General features: G+C 65.4%; 21 protein-coding genes. 19 read left to right on the top strand and 2 right to left on the bottom strand.

Annotated features, from left to right (window positions below):
- The first annotated feature begins 18 nt into the window (after nucleotides 1-18).
- Genes AC5P56_RS18555 through mmsB form a run of 5 tightly spaced genes read left to right on the top strand, consistent with a single transcriptional unit; the run spans nucleotide 19 to nucleotide 5558 of the window.
- Nucleotides 19-1524 (top strand): CoA-acylating methylmalonate-semialdehyde dehydrogenase, encoded by a 1506-nt coding sequence (locus tag AC5P56_RS18555; RefSeq protein ID WP_014645591.1) that lies wholly within the window; start codon nucleotides 19-21, stop codon nucleotides 1522-1524.
- 14 nt (nucleotides 1525-1538) lie between these two features.
- Nucleotides 1539-2705 (top strand): acyl-CoA dehydrogenase family protein, encoded by a 1167-nt coding sequence (locus AC5P56_RS18550; protein WP_014645592.1) that lies wholly within the window; start codon nucleotides 1539-1541, stop codon nucleotides 2703-2705.
- The gene (locus tag AC5P56_RS18545; RefSeq protein ID WP_005407685.1) at nucleotides 2702-3499 is read left to right on the top strand and encodes an enoyl-CoA hydratase; all 798 of its coding nucleotides are present in this window, start codon (nucleotides 2702-2704) and stop codon (nucleotides 3497-3499) included. The genes AC5P56_RS18550 and AC5P56_RS18545 overlap by 4 nt, the downstream gene beginning before the upstream one ends.
- Nucleotides 3496-4671 carry an enoyl-CoA hydratase/isomerase family protein gene (locus tag AC5P56_RS18540; protein WP_197605541.1) on the top strand — a complete coding sequence of 392 codons (1176 nt, stop codon included), beginning with the start codon at nucleotides 3496-3498 and terminating at the stop codon, nucleotides 4669-4671. Before AC5P56_RS18545 ends, AC5P56_RS18540 begins: the two co-directional genes overlap by 4 nt.
- A complete protein-coding gene (gene mmsB, locus AC5P56_RS18535) occupies nucleotides 4668-5558 on the top strand; it encodes a 3-hydroxyisobutyrate dehydrogenase (RefSeq protein WP_005407687.1) in 891 nt (296 codons plus the stop codon). The genes AC5P56_RS18540 and mmsB overlap by 4 nt, the downstream gene beginning before the upstream one ends.
- A gap of 219 nt (nucleotides 5559-5777) precedes the next feature.
- Here mmsB and AC5P56_RS18530 read toward each other — a convergent pair whose 3' ends face one another.
- Both AC5P56_RS18530 and AC5P56_RS18525 read right to left on the bottom strand, forming a co-directional pair.
- Nucleotides 5778-6203: an organic hydroperoxide resistance protein gene (locus AC5P56_RS18530; RefSeq protein ID WP_004153735.1), complete on the bottom strand. Its 426-nt coding sequence runs from the start codon at nucleotides 6201-6203 to the stop codon at nucleotides 5778-5780.
- Nucleotides 6204-6314: 111 nt separating this feature from the next.
- The gene (locus AC5P56_RS18525; protein WP_032956286.1) at nucleotides 6315-7271 is read right to left on the bottom strand and encodes a cation diffusion facilitator family transporter; all 957 of its coding nucleotides are present in this window, start codon (nucleotides 7269-7271) and stop codon (nucleotides 6315-6317) included.
- A 378-nt stretch (nucleotides 7272-7649) separates the two neighbouring features.
- Here AC5P56_RS18525 and AC5P56_RS18520 point away from each other — a divergent pair, with 378 nt between their 5' ends.
- From AC5P56_RS18520 to AC5P56_RS18455, 14 genes are all read left to right on the top strand, one after another.
- Nucleotides 7650-8162, top strand: a complete 513-nt coding sequence (locus AC5P56_RS18520; RefSeq protein ID WP_014645595.1) for a head-tail connector protein — start codon at nucleotides 7650-7652, stop codon at nucleotides 8160-8162.
- Nucleotides 8159-8509: a head-tail adaptor protein gene (locus AC5P56_RS18515; protein WP_495231846.1), complete on the top strand. Its 351-nt coding sequence runs from the start codon at nucleotides 8159-8161 to the stop codon at nucleotides 8507-8509. Before AC5P56_RS18520 ends, AC5P56_RS18515 begins: the two co-directional genes overlap by 4 nt.
- Before the next feature lie 23 nt (nucleotides 8510-8532).
- The gene (gp17, locus tag AC5P56_RS18510; protein ID WP_014645597.1) at nucleotides 8533-8889 is read left to right on the top strand and encodes a tail completion protein gp17; all 357 of its coding nucleotides are present in this window, start codon (nucleotides 8533-8535) and stop codon (nucleotides 8887-8889) included.
- A gap of 71 nt (nucleotides 8890-8960) precedes the next feature.
- The gene (locus AC5P56_RS18505; RefSeq protein ID WP_014645598.1) at nucleotides 8961-9620 is read left to right on the top strand and encodes a phage tail protein; all 660 of its coding nucleotides are present in this window, start codon (nucleotides 8961-8963) and stop codon (nucleotides 9618-9620) included.
- Nucleotides 9620-9928 (top strand): phage tail assembly chaperone, encoded by a 309-nt coding sequence (locus AC5P56_RS18500; protein ID WP_014645599.1) that lies wholly within the window; start codon nucleotides 9620-9622, stop codon nucleotides 9926-9928. Before AC5P56_RS18505 ends, AC5P56_RS18500 begins: the two co-directional genes overlap by 1 nt.
- 8 nt (nucleotides 9929-9936) lie before the next feature.
- Complete coding sequence (locus AC5P56_RS18495; protein ID WP_227863846.1) at nucleotides 9937-10236, top strand: DUF1799 domain-containing protein; 300 nt, start codon at nucleotides 9937-9939, stop codon at nucleotides 10234-10236.
- A gap of 162 nt (nucleotides 10237-10398) precedes the next feature.
- Nucleotides 10399-11676: a phage tail tape measure protein gene (locus AC5P56_RS18490; RefSeq protein WP_495231845.1), complete on the top strand. Its 1278-nt coding sequence runs from the start codon at nucleotides 10399-10401 to the stop codon at nucleotides 11674-11676.
- Complete coding sequence (locus AC5P56_RS18485) at nucleotides 11673-12002, top strand: phage tail protein (RefSeq protein ID WP_049441818.1); 330 nt, start codon at nucleotides 11673-11675, stop codon at nucleotides 12000-12002. The genes AC5P56_RS18490 and AC5P56_RS18485 overlap by 4 nt, the downstream gene beginning before the upstream one ends.
- A gap of 2 nt (nucleotides 12003-12004) precedes the next feature.
- Entirely contained in the window at nucleotides 12005-13171 is a 1167-nt protein-coding gene (locus AC5P56_RS18480) for a hypothetical protein (RefSeq protein ID WP_069118138.1), read from the top strand.
- A gap of 61 nt (nucleotides 13172-13232) precedes the next feature.
- Nucleotides 13233-14384: a hypothetical protein gene (locus AC5P56_RS18475; RefSeq protein ID WP_346601457.1), complete on the top strand. Its 1152-nt coding sequence runs from the start codon at nucleotides 13233-13235 to the stop codon at nucleotides 14382-14384.
- A gap of 31 nt (nucleotides 14385-14415) precedes the next feature.
- Nucleotides 14416-15537 (top strand): hypothetical protein, encoded by a 1122-nt coding sequence (locus AC5P56_RS18470; protein WP_495231844.1) that lies wholly within the window; start codon nucleotides 14416-14418, stop codon nucleotides 15535-15537.
- A 1-nt stretch (nucleotide 15538) separates the two neighbouring features.
- Nucleotides 15539-15991 carry a hypothetical protein gene (locus AC5P56_RS18465; RefSeq protein ID WP_075076396.1) on the top strand — a complete coding sequence of 151 codons (453 nt, stop codon included), beginning with the start codon at nucleotides 15539-15541 and terminating at the stop codon, nucleotides 15989-15991.
- A gap of 12 nt (nucleotides 15992-16003) precedes the next feature.
- A complete protein-coding gene (locus tag AC5P56_RS18460; RefSeq protein WP_053494634.1) occupies nucleotides 16004-17143 on the top strand; it encodes a hypothetical protein in 1140 nt (379 codons plus the stop codon).
- 40 nt (nucleotides 17144-17183) lie between these two features.
- Nucleotides 17184-18320 (top strand): hypothetical protein, encoded by a 1137-nt coding sequence (locus AC5P56_RS18455; RefSeq protein ID WP_049441826.1) that lies wholly within the window; start codon nucleotides 17184-17186, stop codon nucleotides 18318-18320.
- Nucleotides 18321-18396: the final 76 nt, after the last annotated feature.

The following is an 18396-nucleotide window of genomic DNA, read 5'->3' as shown; positions in this document are numbered from 1 at the left end:
CCCTGTGGGATTGTCGTCATGACTGTTGCAGCGCCCCGTATCCGCATGCTGATCGATGGCCAGTTCGTTGAATCGGCCACTTCCCACTGGCAGGACGTGATCAATCCGGCCACCCAGGACGTGCTGGCCCAGGTGCCGTTCGCCACCACCGGCGAAGTGGACGCCGCCGTCGCCGCCGCCAAGGAAGCCTTCAAGACCTGGCGCAAGACCCCGATCGGCACCCGCGCGCGCATCTTCCTGAAGTACCAGCAGCTGATCCGCGAAAACATGAGTGAGCTGGCCCACATCCTCACCGCCGAACAGGGCAAGACCCTGCCGGACGCCGAAGGTGATGTGTTCCGCGGCCTGGAAGTGGTCGAGCACGCCGCCGCCATCGGCAACCTGCAGCTGGGCGAGCTGGCCAACAACGTGGCCAATGGCGTGGACACCTACACGATCATGCAGCCGCTGGGCGTGTGCGCTGGCATCACCCCGTTCAACTTCCCGGCGATGATTCCGCTGTGGATGTTCCCGATGGCGATTGCAACGGGCAACACCTTCATCCTCAAGCCGTCCGAGCAGGACCCGATGGTCACCATGCGCCTGGTCGAGCTGGCGCTGGAAGCCGGCATTCCCAAGGGCGTGCTGAACGTCGTCCACGGCGGCGAGGAAGTGGTCAACGCGATCTGCGACCACCCGGACATCAAGGCCGTGTCGTTCGTCGGGTCCACCCGCGTCGGCACCCACGTCTACAACCGCGCCTCGCTGGCCGGCAAGCGCGTGCAATGCATGATGGGCGCCAAGAACCACGCCGTGGTGCTGCCGGACGCCAACAAGGAACAGACCCTCAACGCAATGGTCGGTGCCGCCTTCGGTGCCGCTGGCCAGCGCTGCATGGCGGCTTCCACGCTGGTGCTGGTCGGTGAAGCGCGCAACTGGGTGCAGGACCTGGTGGCCAAGGCCCAGACCCTGAAGGTCAGCGCCGGCACCGTGTCCGGTACCGACGTCGGCCCGGTCATCTCCTGCAGCGCCCGCGAGCGCGTGGAAGGCCTGATCGCCTCGGGCGTGGAGCAGGGCGCCAAGCTGGTGCTCGATGGCCGCAAGCCGCAGGTCGATGGCTTCGAGAAGGGCAACTTCGTTGGCCCGACCATCTTTGCCGGTGTCACCACCGACATGCGCATCTACCAGGAAGAAATCTTCGGGCCGGTGCTGGTCATCCTCGAAGCGGAAACGCTGGAAGAGGCCATCGCGATGGTCAACAGCAACCCGAACGGCAACGGCACCGCACTGTTCACCCAGTCCGGCGCTGCCGCGCGCAAGTTCCAGGAAGACATCGACGTCGGCCAGGTCGGCATCAACGTGCCGATCCCGGTGCCGGTGCCGCTGTTCTCGTTCACCGGTTCGCGCGCCTCCAAGCTGGGTGACCTGGGCCCGTATGGCAAGCAGGTGGTGCTGTTCTACACCCAGACCAAGACGGTCACCGCGCGCTGGTTCGATGACGAGACGCTGAGCCACGGCGTCAACACCACGATCAGCCTGAAGTAACGGCAGGAGCAGCCATGAGCCACTCGATGACGACGGAACTGGAAGAAGCGCAGCAGGCGTACCGCGAGGCGGCGCGCGACTTCGCACAGGCCGAACTGGCGCCGCACGCCGCGCGATGGGATGCGGAGGGCATCTTTCCGCGCGAGGCGATCGCCAAGGCCGGTGAACTGGGCTTCTGCGGTCTGTACATGGACCCGGAAGTGGGCGGCAGCGGCTTGAGCCGACTGGACGCCGCCGTCGTCATCGAGGAGCTCGCCAACGTCGATCCGTCGACCGCGGCGTACATCAGCATCCACAACATGGCCTCGTGGATGGTGTCCAGGTGGGGCCAGCCGGCCCTGCGCGATGCGTGGGGCACCGATCTGTCCTCGGGCAGCAAGCTGGCCTCGTACTGCCTGACCGAACCGGGTGCGGGTTCCGATGCGGCGTCGCTGAAGACCACCGCCGTGCGCGATGGCGACTTCTACGTGCTGAACGGCTCGAAGGCCTTCATTTCCGGCGCCGGTGCCACCGAGCTGCTGGTGGTGATGGCGCGTACCGGCGGTGCCGGTGCCGGCGGTGTCAGCGCCATTGCGGTGCCGGCGGACCTTCCGGGCATCAGCTTCGGCCGCAAGGAAGAGAAGATGGGCTGGAACAGCCAGCCCACCCGTGGCATCACCTTCGAGAACGTCCGCGTGCCGGTCAGCCACCTTCTGGGAGAGGAAGGCGGCGGCTTCAAGCTGGCGATGAAGGGGCTGGACGGCGGCCGCATCAACATCGCCGCCTGCTCGCTGGGTGCCGCACAGGGTGCACTGGATGCTGCGCGCCGCTACATGGGCGAGCGCCGCCAGTTCGGCAAGGCGCTGGCCGAGTTCCAGGCGCTGCAGTTCAAGCTGGCCGACATGGTCACCCAGCTGGTGGCTGCACGGCAGATGGTGCACACCGCGGCACGCAAGCTCGATGCCGGTGCCAGCGATGCCAACGTGTGGTGCGCGATGGCCAAGCGCTTCGCCACCGATGCCGGTTTCAACGTCTGCAATGAAGCGCTGCAGATCCACGGGGGCTACGGCTACATCCGCGAATACCCGATCGAGCGCCTGCTGCGTGACTGCCGCGTGCACCAGATCCTGGAAGGCACCAACGAGATCATGCGGGTGATCGTTGCCCGTCACCTGCTCAACACCGAAGAGGAACTGCGATGAAGGATTGGCGTACCCAGGAGCACGTGGGCCTGAAGGTGGAGGTGGATGGCCACACCGCCGTGGTCACCCTGAACAACCCGCCGGCGCATACCTGGACCGTGCACAGCCTGTCGGCGCTGCGCGACCTGGTCGGCGCGCTCAACGCAGACCGCGACATCTACGCGCTGGTGATCACCGGTGATGGCGAGAAATTCTTCTCCGCCGGTGCCGACCTCAACCAGTTCGCCTCCGGCGACAAGGCCGCTGCACGTGAGGCCGCGCGCCGCTTCGGTGAGGCCTTCGAAGCGCTGTCCGGTTTCCGCGGCGTGTCGATCGCCGCGATCAACGGCTACGCCATGGGCGGTGGCCTGGAGTGCGCGCTGGCCTGCGACCTGCGCATCATTGAAGACCATGCCCAGGTCGCGCTGCCGGAGGCCACCGTCGGCCTGCTGCCGTGTGCCGGCGGTACCCAGAACCTGCCGCGCCTGGTTGGCGAGGGCTGGGCCAAGCGCATGATCCTGCTGGGTGAGCGCATCAATGCCGAGACCGCGCTGCGCATTGGCCTGGCCGAAGAAAAGGTCGGCAAGGGCGAAGCCAAGGCGCTGGCGCTGGAATGGGCGAAGAAGGCCGGCAAGCAGAGCCCGACCAGCATCGCCGCCTGCAAGACCCTGGTGCAGTCCACCCGCACCGGCACCCACGCCTCGGCGCTGGTGGCCGAGCGCGAAGCCTTCGTCGACCTGTTCGACACCGCCGACCAGGTCGAGGGCGTGACTGCCTTCCTGGAAAAGCGCGCCGCGCAGTGGAAGAACGCATGAGCACGGATACCGCTGCCGACGACGCACCGGTGCTGTTCGAAGAGCGCGTGGCCGGCAACGGCACGCGCATCGGCATCGCCACGCTCAATGCGCCGCGTACGCTCAACGGTTTCTCGCTGCCGATGGCGCACCTGCTGCTGAAGCAGCTCGACGCCTGGGCCGACGACGATGGCATCGCCATGGTGGTGCTGCAGGGCGCCGGCGAAAAGGCGTTCTGTGCTGGTGGCGACCTGCACAGCCTGTACAAGGCCATGGTCGCCTTCCGTGAGGCCGGCCACAGCGACATCCGCCAGAACGCCTATGCCGCCGAGTTCTTCGACGTCGAATACCGCGTCGATTACCTCATCCACACCTACACCAAGCCGATCCTGTGCTGGGGCCACGGCATCGTGATGGGCGGCGGCATCGGCCTGATGTCCGGCGCCAGCCACCGTGTGGTCAGCGAACGCTCCAAGCTGGCCTTCCCGGAAATCACCGTCGGCCTGTTCCCCGATGTCGGTGGCAGTTGGCTGCTGTCGCGCGTGCCGGGCAACGGTGGCCTGTTCCTGGCCCTGACCGGCGCACTGCTCAACCCGGGCGATGCCATCTACGCCGGCCTGGCCGACGTGCACGTGGCCGAAGAACGCCGCAGCGCGGTGTTCGATGCGCTGCTGCAGGTGGCCTGGTCCAATGACACCGCACACAACCACGAACGCCTGACCCATCTGCTGCAGTCGCATGCCAGCGATGCCGCCACCGGTCCACTGCTGGCCCACGCGGCGCAGGTCGATGCGTTGTGCGAAGGCGATGACCTTGAAGCCATCGTGGCGCGCATTGCCGGCCTGCAGACCGACGACGCCTGGTTGCAGGCGGCTCAGAAGACCCTTGCTGCCGGTGCACCGGGTTCGGCACGGTTGGCGTACGAACTGCAGCGCCGCAGTGCCGGCCAGGACCTGGCCGCGATCTACCGCCTGGAGTACATCGTCGCCCTGCATTGCGCCGCCCATGGTGATTTCGCCGAAGGCATCCGCGCGCTGCTGGTCGACAAGGACCGCAATCCGCAGTGGAACCCGGCCACCCTGGCCGAGGCCACTGGCGCGTGGGCAGACACCTTCTTCGCTTCCCCCTGGGCCGACGCCGCGCATCCGCTGGCCGACCTGGGCACTCCCCTTGTTGAAAGGAGCCTTGCATGAGCCGCATTGCATTCATCGGGTTGGGCAACATGGGTGGCCCGATGGCCGCCAATCTGGTCAAGAACGGCCACAGCGTGCGCGTGTTCGATCTGGTTCCGGCCGCGGTGCAGGCCGCTGTCGACGCCGGCGCCAGCGCTGCATCGTCGGCGCGCGACACCCTGGCCGATGCCGAAGTGGTGATCTCGATGCTGCCGGCCAGCCGTCATGTCGAAGGCGTGTACCTGGGCGACGACGGCATTCTTGCCGCGATCCCGGCCGGTGCACTGGTCATCGACTGCAGCACGATCGCCCCGGCCAGTGCCCGCAAGGTCTCGGAAGCGGCCGCCGCGCGTGGCCTGCAGATGATCGACGCGCCGGTGTCCGGCGGTACCGCCGGCGCCCAGGCCGGCACCCTGACCTTCATCGTCGGCGGCGAGGAAGACGCGCTGGAACGCGCACGCCCGGTGCTGCAGGCGATGGGCAAGAACATCTTCCACGTCGGCGCCAGCGGCGCTGGCCAGGTCGCCAAGCTGTGCAACAACATGGCGCTGGGCGTGATCATGGCGGTGACCGGTGAAGCCATCGCACTGGGCGTGGCGCACGGGCTGGACCCCAAGGTGCTGTCGCAGATGATGGCGGTCAGCACCGGCCGCAGCTGGGCCACCGAAGTGTGCAACCCGTGGCCGGGCGTGCTGGAGAATGCGCCGGCCTCGCGTGGCTACAGCGGTGGCTTCGGCAGCGATCTGATGCTGAAGGACATGGGCCTGGCGGTGGAAGCGGCGATGAGTGTGGGCGCTTCGATTCCGCTGGGCGAGGTGGCCCGCAATCTCTACTCGATGAACCACCAGGCCGGCCGCGGCAAGCTGGATTTCTCCAGCGTCGTGCAGCTCATCACGAGCGAGAAGTGACCTGGTAGTGCTGGCCGCTGGCCGGCAACCTCATGCCCCCGTGCGGGACAACGGAGGTGGGATGGGCGGATGTTCGGTTTCGACCGGCATCCGCCCATTTTTTTGGGGGTCGGATCCCTTTCGCAACGCGAAAGGGCTCTGACCCCATATAGCCGTGCGGGCCTGGGATGGGGTCAGAGCCCTTTGCCGGTGGCAAAGGGATCCGACCCCGGCACCGCATCAGGCAACAATCAGCGTCACGTCGATGTTGCCGCGGGTGGCGTTGGAGTACGGGCACACGATGTGCGCCTTCTGCACCAGTTCTTCCACCTGCTCGCGCGGCACGCCCGGCACGTTGATGGTCAGCTCGGCCTCGATGCCGAAGCCGGTCGGGATCTGGCCGATGCCGACCTTGCCGGTGACGGTGGTGTCGGCCGGCAGCGCGACCTTGGCCTGGCCGGCCACGAACTTCAGCGCGCCCAAGAAGCAGGCCGAGTAGCCAGCGGCGAACAGCTGTTCCGGGTTGGTGCCCGGGCCGCCGGCACCACCCAGCTCGCGCGGGGTCGACAGCTGGATGTCCAGCACGTTGTCGGACGAGACGGAACGGCCTTCACGGCCGCCGGTGGAGGTGGCCTGGGCGGTATACAGAACCTTTTCGATGGACATCGGGATGCTCCTGGTCAGTGGGTGGGAGTTGCGTTGGAGCCTACTTTGCCCGGTTTCTGCGTACGCTGGGTTGCAGTCCGTACGAAAAACTTGATTGATCGTCCTGCTGGCCTAGATTGTCCACTCGCGGTCGGTGGTGAACATGATGGTCAGCCAGCGGTCCGGCGAGGCCTCGCCCAGCGCATCGCCGATCTCGTCGCGCAGCTGGTCCCATTCCAGCAGGGGCCGCGGCGGGTCGTCCTCGCGTACCACGAAGAACAACTCGATCTGCTCGCCACGCCCCACCTGGGCGACGTAGCTGCGATGCTCGACGAAGCCATGCTTGGCCACGATCGCGCGTGCCACCGCGTCCACGTGCGCCTGCAGTTCCGGCGGGGTGACCAGCAGGATGCCGGCCAGCGCCCGGCGCACCGTCCCGAGCGGGGCGATCATCACCAGCACGCAGACGAAGGCAAGGATGGCCGGGTCGATGTACGGCCCGACCCAGGCCAGCGAGGTGCCGCGCACCAGTACGCCGCCAAGGAAGGCCAGCAGGTAGCAGGCCGACATGCTGGCGGCGATCACCCAGTTCTTCGCGTCCAGCGCGATGAACTCCGAACCGATGCGGCGGTTGGCGCGCAGCACGAACCAGGCCAGCGCACCTTCGCCGATGATCGACAACCCGGCGAAGGCGATGGCTGGGCCGAGTGCGATGTGGCGGCCGCCGGACATCAGCGCATCCACCGCATTGACCAGCGCATACAGTGCCGCGCCGATCATCAGCGTGCCGCTCACCCCCAGCACGATGGGCTCCAGGTGCCAGAAGCCCATGGTGAAGCGCTGGTTGAGCCGCGACTGCAGCGCGTCGGTGCTGGTGGACAGTGCGATCAGACGCGCGACCAGCAGTGACAGCCACGTCATCACCACATCGATCAGGCCGTAGATGCCATCGAAGATGATCAGCGAGGAATTGGCCAGAAGACCAAATACCACCGCAGCGGCAGCCAGCAGCAATGAGCCTGCGATGGACAGGCGCAGCACGCCTTGTTCGGTACGCGCATCGAAGAAGCGTTCGGGGGTGGCAGGCATGCGGGAATCCAGCGGGAAATGGGCTGCGGAAGCAGCGCGTTGCCATTCTATCCAGCCTGCGGCACGTCGCCATGACCACGCCCGCACAGCGCCAGGAAAAGTCACCAGACTGGTAACCGTTTGCGGATTGACGGGTGCACACCCGAAGCGTATCGTTTGTACCACGATGACATAGAAGCCTCCGGTGACCCCGGGGGCTTCTTTCGTTTGCGCCGTCGCGCGCTGCGAGGTCACCGCCACCGGCCCTGACGTCCCCGTCGCAGCCGTTCTGTTTTCCGCCCCGATCCTGCCTTTCCCGCGCCGTCCTGGTGATCGTGTGGGGCGCCGCCGTGCGCGCAGGATCGGGGCACTCCACATCCATCAACGAAGGAGGATTCGATGCCCCTGCTGACCCTTGAGCAGTGCCGCGCGCACTGCCGTATCGACGGCGATTTTGACGACGCCATCCTGGGTGACCTGCTGGCCGCAGCCAGCGACGCAGCCGCGGCCTACCTGGGCCGCGAGCTGTACGCCGACCAGGCCGCGCTGGATCAGGCGCTGGACCAGCTGCCGCAGGACATGGCGGCGGCGGTGACCGGGCATGAAGCCGCGGTTGCCGCCGCCAATGCCGAGACCAACGCGGCCAAGGCCAAGGCCATGCGTGATGTGGCCGATCGCCGCCTGGCCGTGGCGACCGCGCGCAGTGCGCGCCTGCTGCAGGGCATGCCGGTCAACGACAGCATCCGTGCAGCGGTGCGCCTGTTGCTGGGCCACCTGTACGCCCATCGCGAAGCCGTGGTCGTCTCTGCGCAGACGTTCGATGCACCGGCAGGCGCCGCTGCCATCGCAATGGAGCTGCCGTTCGGCGTGGCCGCGCTGCTTGATCCGTACCGATCGGCAGCAACGCCATGAACGCCGGCCACCTCAATCGCCGCATCCGCATCGAGCGCCAGGACGGCCAGCTCGATGCGTGGGGGCAGCCGCTGGACGCCTGGCAGCCGGTGGCAGAGCTGTGGGCCGCCATCATCGCCGACCGCGCAGACAGCGTGCAGTGGCTGACGCTGGAAAGCCGCCTGCCGGCAACGATCCGGCGCCAGCGCTTCCATGTCCGATTGGCAGCCGCACGACAGGCAGGCATCCAGGCCGGCATGCGCATCGTGCATGACGGTCGTGTTTTCAACATCACCGGCGTTGCGCCCGACTTCAGCCGGCGCCAGACCACGGTGCTGTTCACCGAACAGTCTTCAGGCATCGCCTGAGCGACGCCAACCAGGACACCGCGATGAGTTACGAAGCACAGCTGCACGCGCTGCTGGCCCCGCTGCTGCAGGGCCGGCTGTATCCCGACCTTCCGCCGGAACCGGTCATCTATCCGTGTGCCGTCTACCAGCAGATGGGTGGACAGTCCGTGTGGTTCAACGAAGGTTCCATTCCCGAACAGAAGCACGCTCGCGTGCAGCTGACCGTCTGGGCAGACAGCCGCGCCCAGGCCAACACCCTGATCCGCAACATCGAGGATCAGGTATGCGCAGGATTGCCAACCGCCGAATCGTTCGGCGCTGCAATCGCCGTGCATGAGCCGATGCTGCACAAGTACGGCGCGCGGCTCGATTTCGGCCTGTGGTACGTCGACCCGTAAACCGCATCACCCGTGCAACACCCCAGCCTGGCATTCGCCGGGCTTTTTTTTATCCAACGAGGAAATACACCATGGCACTCAAGCTTCCCAAGGGCACCCAGTTCGGCTTCGCACCGGTCGTCTCCACCGCGATCGCCACCAGCGCGATCTCCAAGGCTGCGCCGGCGCTGGCCAGCGTTGCCGCCAACAGCGTCGACACCGGCGATGTGGTGGTCATTGAACTGCCGGGCTGGCCGGCCCTGAACAACCGCGCCACCCGCGCCGGTGCTGAAGCCACCGGCAGCGTTGAACTGCTGGGCATCGACACCACCGATACCGTGCTGTTCCCCGGTACCAGCGGTGCCGGTGTACTGCGCAAGGCGGGCGCCTTCGTCGACCTGGACCAGCAGGGCGACCCGACCACCGCCGGTGGCGAGCAGCAGTACTGGAGCGGCACGCTGCTCGAAGACCCGACCGGTCGCCAGGTGCAGATGCCGACCTTCAAGAACGCCAAGACCATCACCCTGCCGCTGTTCTACGATCCGAAGAAGCCGTGGTATTCGGCACTGAAGAACGCTGACGCCAAGGGCGAGCCGGTGATCCTGCGGGCCAAGCTGGTCGGTGGCGACGTGCTGTACTGGTACGGCTACCTGAGCTACAACGGCGACCCGACCATGGCCGCCAACACCCCGATGGGCACCACCGCGACCTTCACCGCGCTGGCAGACTCCATCCTGGTCGAGGGCGCCTGATGTTCCAGGTCAAGGCGCCGGAGAGCTTCAAGAGCACCCTGACCATCGTCGGTCACGGCCGCGAGCAGAAGCTCAACCTGACCTACCGGCACCTGTCGGTAGCCGACTACGCCAGCCTGCTGGAGCGTCTGGGCGATGACACGTTGAGCGTGGCCCAGGCCATCCTGGACATCGTGGTGGACTGGGATGCCGATGTGGCGCTGGACACCGCCGGCGTCGAGCTGGCGCTGCAGCAGCAGGCCGGCCTGGATGGCGCCATCATCGGTGGCTACACCCAGGCCCTGCAGGTCGCACGCAAGGGAAACTGATCGATGCGGTGGGGGCCCTGTACTGGCGGGCCCCCACCGAGTCCGAGCTGATGAAGCTTGGATTGAAGGCAAAGCACTTTCCACCGCCGCAGGTCGAGCTGTGGCCGGAGTGCGTGCTTCCCATAGAACTTTTCTCGCGGGTTGCCACCCAGTGGCGCGTCGGCGCAGGTGGCCCGATCGGGCTGGATTACAACGTGGTCTACCGGGAGCTGGAGCGCGAAGCGCTCGACGGCGACCAGCATGACGAGGTGATGGCGGCCATCCGCATCATCGAACGCGCTGCCTTGGAGCAGATGCAACAGGAATGAGCCGGCCATCGCGGCAATGCCGATGGCCGATCCCGGCTCCGCCGAAGCGGAGCCGACTCTCCCGAGGAACACTCAATGAGCACTACATCGCCTGGCAGCACACGGACCACCGTGGAGGCCAGCAACGCATTGGAAACGGCCATGCAGGCAGCAAGGCGCGGCATGACCGAGATGACTGGCACCACACAGGAGTTCCAGCGGCAGCTGGAGAAGATCAACACGGTGCAGCAGGCCTTCAATGCCGTGCTGACCACCAGCGCATCATTGGTCACCGCACTGTCCACGCAGCTGACCGCCCTGAACACGCAGCTGCAGGCGGCGGCGAAGGCAGGAACAACCGCAGCGGGCGCGGACGCCGGCAAGGCTGCAAGGAAGGAAGAGAAGGCCCAACAGGACGACAAGGGCCTGGCGGGCATCCGCAAGGGCCTGGGCGGCGCGCTCGGCGACTATATCGGCAAGACCGAAAACACCGCCACGGCTGCCAAGAAAGCCTTCGACAAAGCATTCACCGGCGCCGACGAAGCGTTGAGGAGCTTCGTGACCACCGGCAAGTCCAAGTACAAGGAACTGGCCCAGTCCATCCTGTCCGACCTCAAGATGATCGCCGCACAGCAGGCACTGGTCTGGGGGGCGAGGAAGATCGCCGGCTTGATGGGGGTCGACCTGACGCCCAAGGATGCAGCGACGGACGCGGCGGCGGTGGCTGCAGGCGTGGCGACTGCCAAGGACGCCAAGGTCGGCGATGCCAAGGCGGGCGAAACCAAGGACGCCAAGGACACCAAAGGCACCACAGGACTTTCGGGGTTCCGCAAGGGCTTCGGCAGCGCGCTCGGCGAGTACATGGAAAAGACCGAGAACTCCGCCAAGTCCACCCAGGATGCCTTTTCCAAGGCGTTCACCGGCGCAGAGGCGGCACTGCAGAGCTTCGTGAAGACGGGCAAGTCCAACTACAAGGATCTGGCCAAGTCGATCATCGCCGATCTCAAGATGATCGCCATCCAACAGGCAATCGTCTGGGGCGTCAAGAAGATCGCGGGCCTGTTCGGATATGGCACGGGGGTGGAGGCCAACGCCAACGGTGGCGTCTACCAGTCGCCGAGCCTGTCGGCCTATTCCGGCGGTGTCTACAACACCCCGCAGCTGTTCGCCTTCGCCAGGGGCGCAGGCGTATTCGGCGAAGCGGGACCGGAAGCGATCATGCCGCTGCGGCGCGGGCCGGACGGCCGCCTGGGTGTGGCCGCGCACGGTGGCGGCGGTGGTGGCGGAGTGGGAGTCAGCATCCGCATCGACAACAACGGTGGCAAGGAAGTCACCACCAACGAAAGCATGCTGCAGCAGTTCGGCAACGAGATTGGCCAGTTCGTGGAACGCAAGTACCGCGAGCTGCAGAGTCGTGACCTGAAGGCAGGTGGTGTGCTCAGCAGGAGTGCCATGCAATGACCGACACCTTCACCTGGCCGGCAACCAGCCAGAGTACTGGAACCACCACCGCCGCCGTGAAGCGCGCGAAGTTCGGAGATGGCTATGCGCAGGCCGCTGCCGATGGCCTGAACGCCACTTCACGCAGTTACCAGCTGCAGTTCGTCGGCAACCGCAAAACGATCAACGAGATCGTGACCTTCCTGGATGGTCATGCCGGCCGCAGCTTCCTGTGGAAAGGGCCACTGGGGCAGGGGCTGTACATGTGCGATTCCTACACCGACAGCCATCTCGGCGGCCAGGTATCGACCATCACCGCCACCTTCGAGCAGACCTTCCACGCGTAGGCATGAGCATGGATCTTCAACGGATCGACCTGGATACCATCCAGCCCAACGGAAAGCGTGGGGAGACCCAGCGGCCGGCCTTCACCAAGATCAACCAGAACTTCCAGCAGGTTGGCCAGGCAGTCGACGGCCTGCCCGGGCAGCTCGCCGATACCATGATGCGCGCGCCGGCACGGCGCAATCGCCTGATCAATGGCAATTTCGACATCTGGCAGCGCGGCAGCAGCTTCGGCATCTCCGGGAACTACACAGCCGACCGATGGTTCCTGCAGATGGGCAACGTCGAAGACGCCGTGTTCAAGCGCAATCCCGCAGCGGCAGGCGACAACAACTTCCCGTTCAGCACCTTCACGTTGTCGGTCAGTTCGAGTGGCAATACGGATGGCACAAACCACTTCTTTGTCTTCGAGCAGCGCGTGGAAGACGTCCGCAACTTCGCGGGCGTGGAGAGCACCGTTTCGTTCCTGGTGTTCAACGCCGGCGCCGCCGGGCGGAAGATCGCCCTTGAATTCGCCCAGACCTTTGGCGCGGGGGGAAGCACGCCTGTGCTGGGAATCGCGCCGGAGGTGGTCGAGCTGGCCTCCGGCCTGAACCGGATCCGCAGGACGGTGACCCTGCCTTCCATCTCAGGGAAGGCACTGTCCGGTGACGGTGCGGCCGTGGTCTGCATATGGGTAACGGCGGGCACGCAGTTCGCCAGCCGCACCGCAGGACTGGGCGCGCAACAGGGCCAGCTGTACTTCGGAGAGTTCCAGTGGGAGGCGGGCCCGCTCGCGACGCCGTTCGAGTGGAGGCCGAAGGGGGAAGAGCTGCGGCTGTGCCAACGCTACTACCAGGTGGATGCCACTGGCGTGCCGTTCGACGGTGGATCGCGCTTCAACGCTGGCGTGGGCCTGATTCGGGGCGACAACGCGGTGTACCTCACCTACCGATTCAATCAGCGAATGCGGTCGGTACCCGCGGTCGCCTTCTCGAACCCATCGCAATGGCGGCTGCTCACGGGAGACGGTGCAACCAGCCTGACAGCGCTCAGTGCGGCGGAAGTTACGTCGACCCGCATGACCATCATCGGTGCGCTGAACACTGCCGCAGCGGGTCAGGCCGGCATCCTGCAGAGCGGAGATTCGGCAGCGGAGGGCACTGGATTGACCATGGATGCCGAAATCTGAGGTCCGCGGGAGGGCTGGAGAGCGTTCCTTCGCAACCGAAACCATCAAGGAAACAGCACAAATGCCACGAAAGATCATCGACCTCGATTCCGTTCAACCGAACGGAAAGCGGGGTGAAACACAGCGCCCGGCGTTTACCAAGATCAACGAGAATTTCGCCGAGGTCTACGACGCGTTGACCGAGGTCGCGAAGATCCCGGAAACCGTGGCGAATGCCATCATCGAGCGCGTTCCAGGCAGGAATCTGCTCATCAATGGCGCCCTGCAGTTCTGGCAACGCCGTACATCTGGTCGTGTCGGCACTGGGTCGGGGACGCTGGGCGCGGAAGTGTTCTTCGCCGACCGTTTCACGAACTCGGCGCTGGTCTGCAACCACGACGTACAGCGGGTGGCGTACGACGGGCAGGCCGGATTTCCGGAAGACACACGGTCGATTCTGGTCTGCACCGTATCCGAGGCCATCACCAGAAGTGGCGCCTGGATGGGGCAGAAGATCGAGGGCGTCCGCAGTGCAAGTGGAGACATCACGATCTCGGTATGGGCGAACTCTGATGCGCCCGGTCGCAGTGTGGGCGTGCGTGTCATCCAGGATTTCGGAACCGGCGGCTCACCCTCGCCGCAGGTGGTGCTGGAAGCCGGTGTGCTCACACTGGGCACCACCGCCAAACGTCACAGCATCACGGTGACGTTGCCGAGTACCCGGGGAAAGGTGCTCGGCAGCAACGGCAACGACCACCTCTACGTAGTGTTCGACCTGTGCGGTGCTGGTCAGAAGGGCGAGCTGGTGGCACAGAACGGCTCGTTCGGCTTTACCCAGTTCCAGGTCGAATCGGGCCGCGCAGCGGCATGCTTCGACTGGCGGCCGCCAGGTGTGGAACTGGCGTTGTGCCAGCGCTACTACGAGAAGAGCTACAACCTCGACATCGTACCCAACACGGCGCACAACGAAGGGCGCGAGGCATTCTCGATCAACTCACCGGGAATGGCGCATTACCAGAGCGTGCGATTCCAGACGGCAAAGCGTGCCCATCCCTACGTGATGATCATCTCGGCCGACAACATCCAGCAGGATGGACACATCGCGGAAGACAACATCTCCCGCGTGCCCTGCCTGGTCAACTACGCCTCGCCTTCCGGGTACGAAGTCAGCTGGACCAACAATCCAGGCCGCTGGGGCGGCTGGTGGCATTGGTGGGCCGACGCCGAGCTTTGATGGGGCGCCCGCAGGGAACAGGACGACAGCAATGACGAGAAAAATCATCGACCTCGATTCCGTTCAGCCGAACGGAATGCGGGGCGAAACCCAGCGCCCGGCGTTTACCAAGATCAACGACAACTTCGCCGAAGTGTATGGCGCGCTGGATTCGCTGGAAAGCGCATTGCAGAGCGCGGCTCCAGGCAGGAACCGCCTGATCAACGGCAACTTCGATTTCTGGCAGCGGGCCATCACTGGCACCACTCAAGGCGGCGAGATCTATGTGGCCGATCGTTGGACCGTGGCAGCGCTGAGCTGCACGCATACCGCAAATCGCGGGGCCAATCTTCCTGCCGGCGGAGCCGCGCCGGAATCGCGCCGTTTCCTCAACAGCGTTGTCTCCAAGGTCAGTGCTGGCAGCAGCGCCTATGTCGCACAGAAGGTCGAAGGGGTCGCCACGCTGTCCGACGGCGAGGTGACGGTTTCCGGCTTCGCCTATGGCCCGCCAGGAAAACGCATCGGTGTTCGTCTCATCCAGCACTTTGGCACCGGTGGTTCGCCGTCCGCCGCGGTCGGCGTAGAGCTGGGAACCGTAGCGGTCACCGCCGCGTCCTGGACCTATTTCCAGCTCAGTGCGCGACTGCCATCGGTGAAGGGGAAGACGCTGGGCAGCAATGCCGACAGCGATTTCCTGTGGCTGGTGGTGGATCTGTGCGCCGATGCCTATGGCGGTGTCATCTCCGGTCAGAGCGGAGAGTTCGGCCTTGCGATGATGCAGCTGGAGCGCGGCGACAGGGCAACGGCATTCGACCTGCGCCCGCTGGCTCACGAGCTGCAGCTGTGCCAGCGCTACTACGAGAAGAGCTACAACCTGGATGTGCCGCCTGGCACGGCCGATGGCATCGGACGCGACAACCAGTTCTACGACCGCAGTGTCGGCGTTGGCAGCACCTCGCAAATCCGGTGTCGCGTCCCCAAGCGGGCCATCCCAGCCTACACGGTCTACAGCGATGTGAACGGGCAGGCAGGGCGCATATCCGGCGCAAGCGGCGGCATCGGCACGGTGACATCCATCGTATATGCCGGCCAGTCCGGCGCACAGGTCAATTACCAATCCGCCGCAGGCAACTGGGGCTCCTCCTTCCATTGGACCGCCGACGCGGAGCTATGACATGTATCAACTGACCGAAGAGATCGACACCATCAAGTGCCTGCAGACCGGCGCCTTCATTCCACGTGGCCACCGTCTGTGGAATGACTATGAAGCCTGGTGTACGGCAGGCAATGAGCCGGAGCCGGTACCGCCGCTGTTCGTACCCGGCTCGGCGCAGTTCCATCGCTTCATCCGCGGAAAGGCGTGGGAGTGGATGGCCCAGTGTGCCCGCGATCGCGGCTATGACAGCATCGAGAGTTGCTGCAGCTACGCGGGCAGTGCGGTGCCGCGCTATGCGCAGGACGCCATCGCCATGATTGCCTGGCGCGACGGGGTCAACCTCGCATTGGAGACTATTGAGTCCACCGCCGAGGAGAACGCGCCGGACTGGCGGCAGGTCCAGGCGCAACTGCCGCAGCCGGATGCATTCGGCTGGCCTGCCGAGCAGGCGCCGGAAATCATCGGCGGCTGAGGAGGACGACGCATGGCACGACGCACAATCGACCTTGATACCGTGCAGCCGAACGGAAAGCGGGGTGAGACGCAACGGCCGGCCTTCACCAAGGTCAATGAGAACTTCGCCGATCTCTACACGGATCTGGATGAACTCGAAACCACGGTGCAGGATCTCCGGCGCAGGCAGAACGGCCGGAACCGGCTGATCAACGGTGACTTCAGGTTCTGGCAACGGGGCAGCAGCCGCACTGTGGTGTCGCCTCTGGCGGTGTATGTTCCCGATCGCTTCCAGGTGGTATGCACCGGGGCGGGGCAGGTCGCGGTGTCACGCCGCAGCTTCGATGCCCCGGCATTCGGGGTCACGGGATTCATGAACTGCGATCTCACCGGATCGACGGCCGCGACCGAGGCGTTCGTCACCCAGCCGGTGGAAGGCGTGCAGACGCTGGCGGGAAGTACCGTGACGCTGAGCATGCAGGCATGGGCCGCGACGCCGGGCTGCCGCATCGGCGTTCGCTTCATCCAGACGTTTGGTACCAATGGGTCTCCGGATGTGACGGTCCGGGCAGGCGTCCAGGAGATCGGCACCGCGGCCGCGCTCAGGTACTTCACCGTCGAGTTGCCATCCATTGCTGGCAAGACCGTGGGAGCCAACAGCAAGCTGCACGTCATCGTCGACTTTGCGACACCCGGTGGTTATGGCGGACAGCTTGTCGGCCAGTCTGGGTCCTTCTCGCTGACCTGCATGCAGTTGGAGAAGGGGGCGACACCTACCGACTACGACATGCGTGATGACGCAACCGAGTTGATGCTGTGCCAGCGGTACTACGAGAAGAGCTTCCCGCTGGAACAGGCACCGCAGCTTGGCATGCCGTCACCGCAGGGCGTCGCCGCCGCGTTCCAGGCAGGCCTGGCGCGCAGTGAGCAGATCTCCTTCAAGGTCGCCAAACGCACTGTGCCCGCACTCACGCTCTACTCCAATAGTGAAGTGGCGCCGGCCCTCGGCTACTGGTCGTTGTTCAACGGCAACGGGTGGTCACGCGGAATGGCTGTCCCGCTGTTCCTTCGTCCCGATGGATTCACGCTTCAGCTTGATTTCGGTTCTGGCCTGACGCCGTTCTATGCCTATCTGGTGGGCGGCAACTGGGCGGCTGACGCCGAGATCTGACCTTGGCCGTCAACACCGGCGCACGCAGCGAGGACTGCACATGACACGAAGAATCATCGACCTGGACACCGTCCAGCCCAACGGCAAACGAGGTGAGACCCAGCGGCCGGCATTCACCAAGATCAACGACAACTTCGCCGAGATCTACGCTGGTCTGGACGACGCGCAATCGGCGCTCATGCATCTGGAAGGCCGCATGGCCGGAAGGAACCCGCTCATCAACGGCGACTTCCGGTTCTGGCAGCGCGGTGCAGTGTTCCCTGCATCCACGGGCTCTCGCTACATCGCTGACCGCTGGGCGGTCAATGCCATCGGCACCAGGGTGGCTGCCTCACGCGAGGATGTGCCTCCAGGCGGCGGCCAGGGAGGGCGCCTGCTGGCTGGGTCGCGCCACCTGCTTCGGCTGGAGGTGCAGAGCGTTGCCGGTGCCGGCAACATGGCGCTGGTCCAACAGCGCATCGAGGATGTCCGGACACTGGCCGGGCGCACCGTCACGATCAGTTTCAAGGCGCGCGCCTCGGTGGACGACTTCCGCATCGGCGTGGAGTTGCAGCAGTCCTACGGAACGGGTGGGTCTACCGCGCGCGACAGCATCGGCGCCTCGGTCGTGCTCGATACGCTGTGGCGATGGCACCAGGTCACCGTGGAAGTTCCCGGTCTTGCCGGCAAGACGCTGGGCCCGGACAGCTACCTGCAACTGAGCTTCTGGCTGGACGCAGGTGCCGATTTCGGCGGCCGCGCGTTCGCCGCCGGGCAGAAGAGCGGCAGCGTGCAAGTGGCCGAAGTGCAGATCGAAGAAGGCGATACCGCCACCGACTTCGACCGCCGGTCCGAAGCACTGGAGCTGCTGTTGTGCCAGCGCTACTACGAGACGGTGGATGTAAACCGGATCATCGGCATCACCTACACCGCCAACGGCGACACGCGTGCGTGCATCCCGTTCAAGGTGCGCAAACGCTCAGCGCCCAGAATCTCCTCGCCGTCCACCGCGCTGAACCTGGTGGGCTTCGGCAATGCCGGCAACCTGGTCAACTTCGACGGCGGAGCGCCCAGCTGGCAGTCCACGGTTGACGCGGCAGTCATCGCCTCGATGCCGAACAACATGCAGCTCTGGGGCGCGGTGGTGGTGTGGTCGACCACCTCGCAGGTGCTGGTCCAGGCCGATGCGGAGCTCTGAGCCATGACAACCCCCGCTCCGCAGGCGCCAAAGCACGCCTGCTTCACCACCACTGCTTCGCTGCGCCCAGGCCACC

This window comes from Stenotrophomonas sp. YJH_SMC_131 (genome assembly GCF_059367975.1).
Note: the sequence above shows the minus strand (reverse complement) of the source record. Positions and strands in the feature narration are given on the sequence as shown.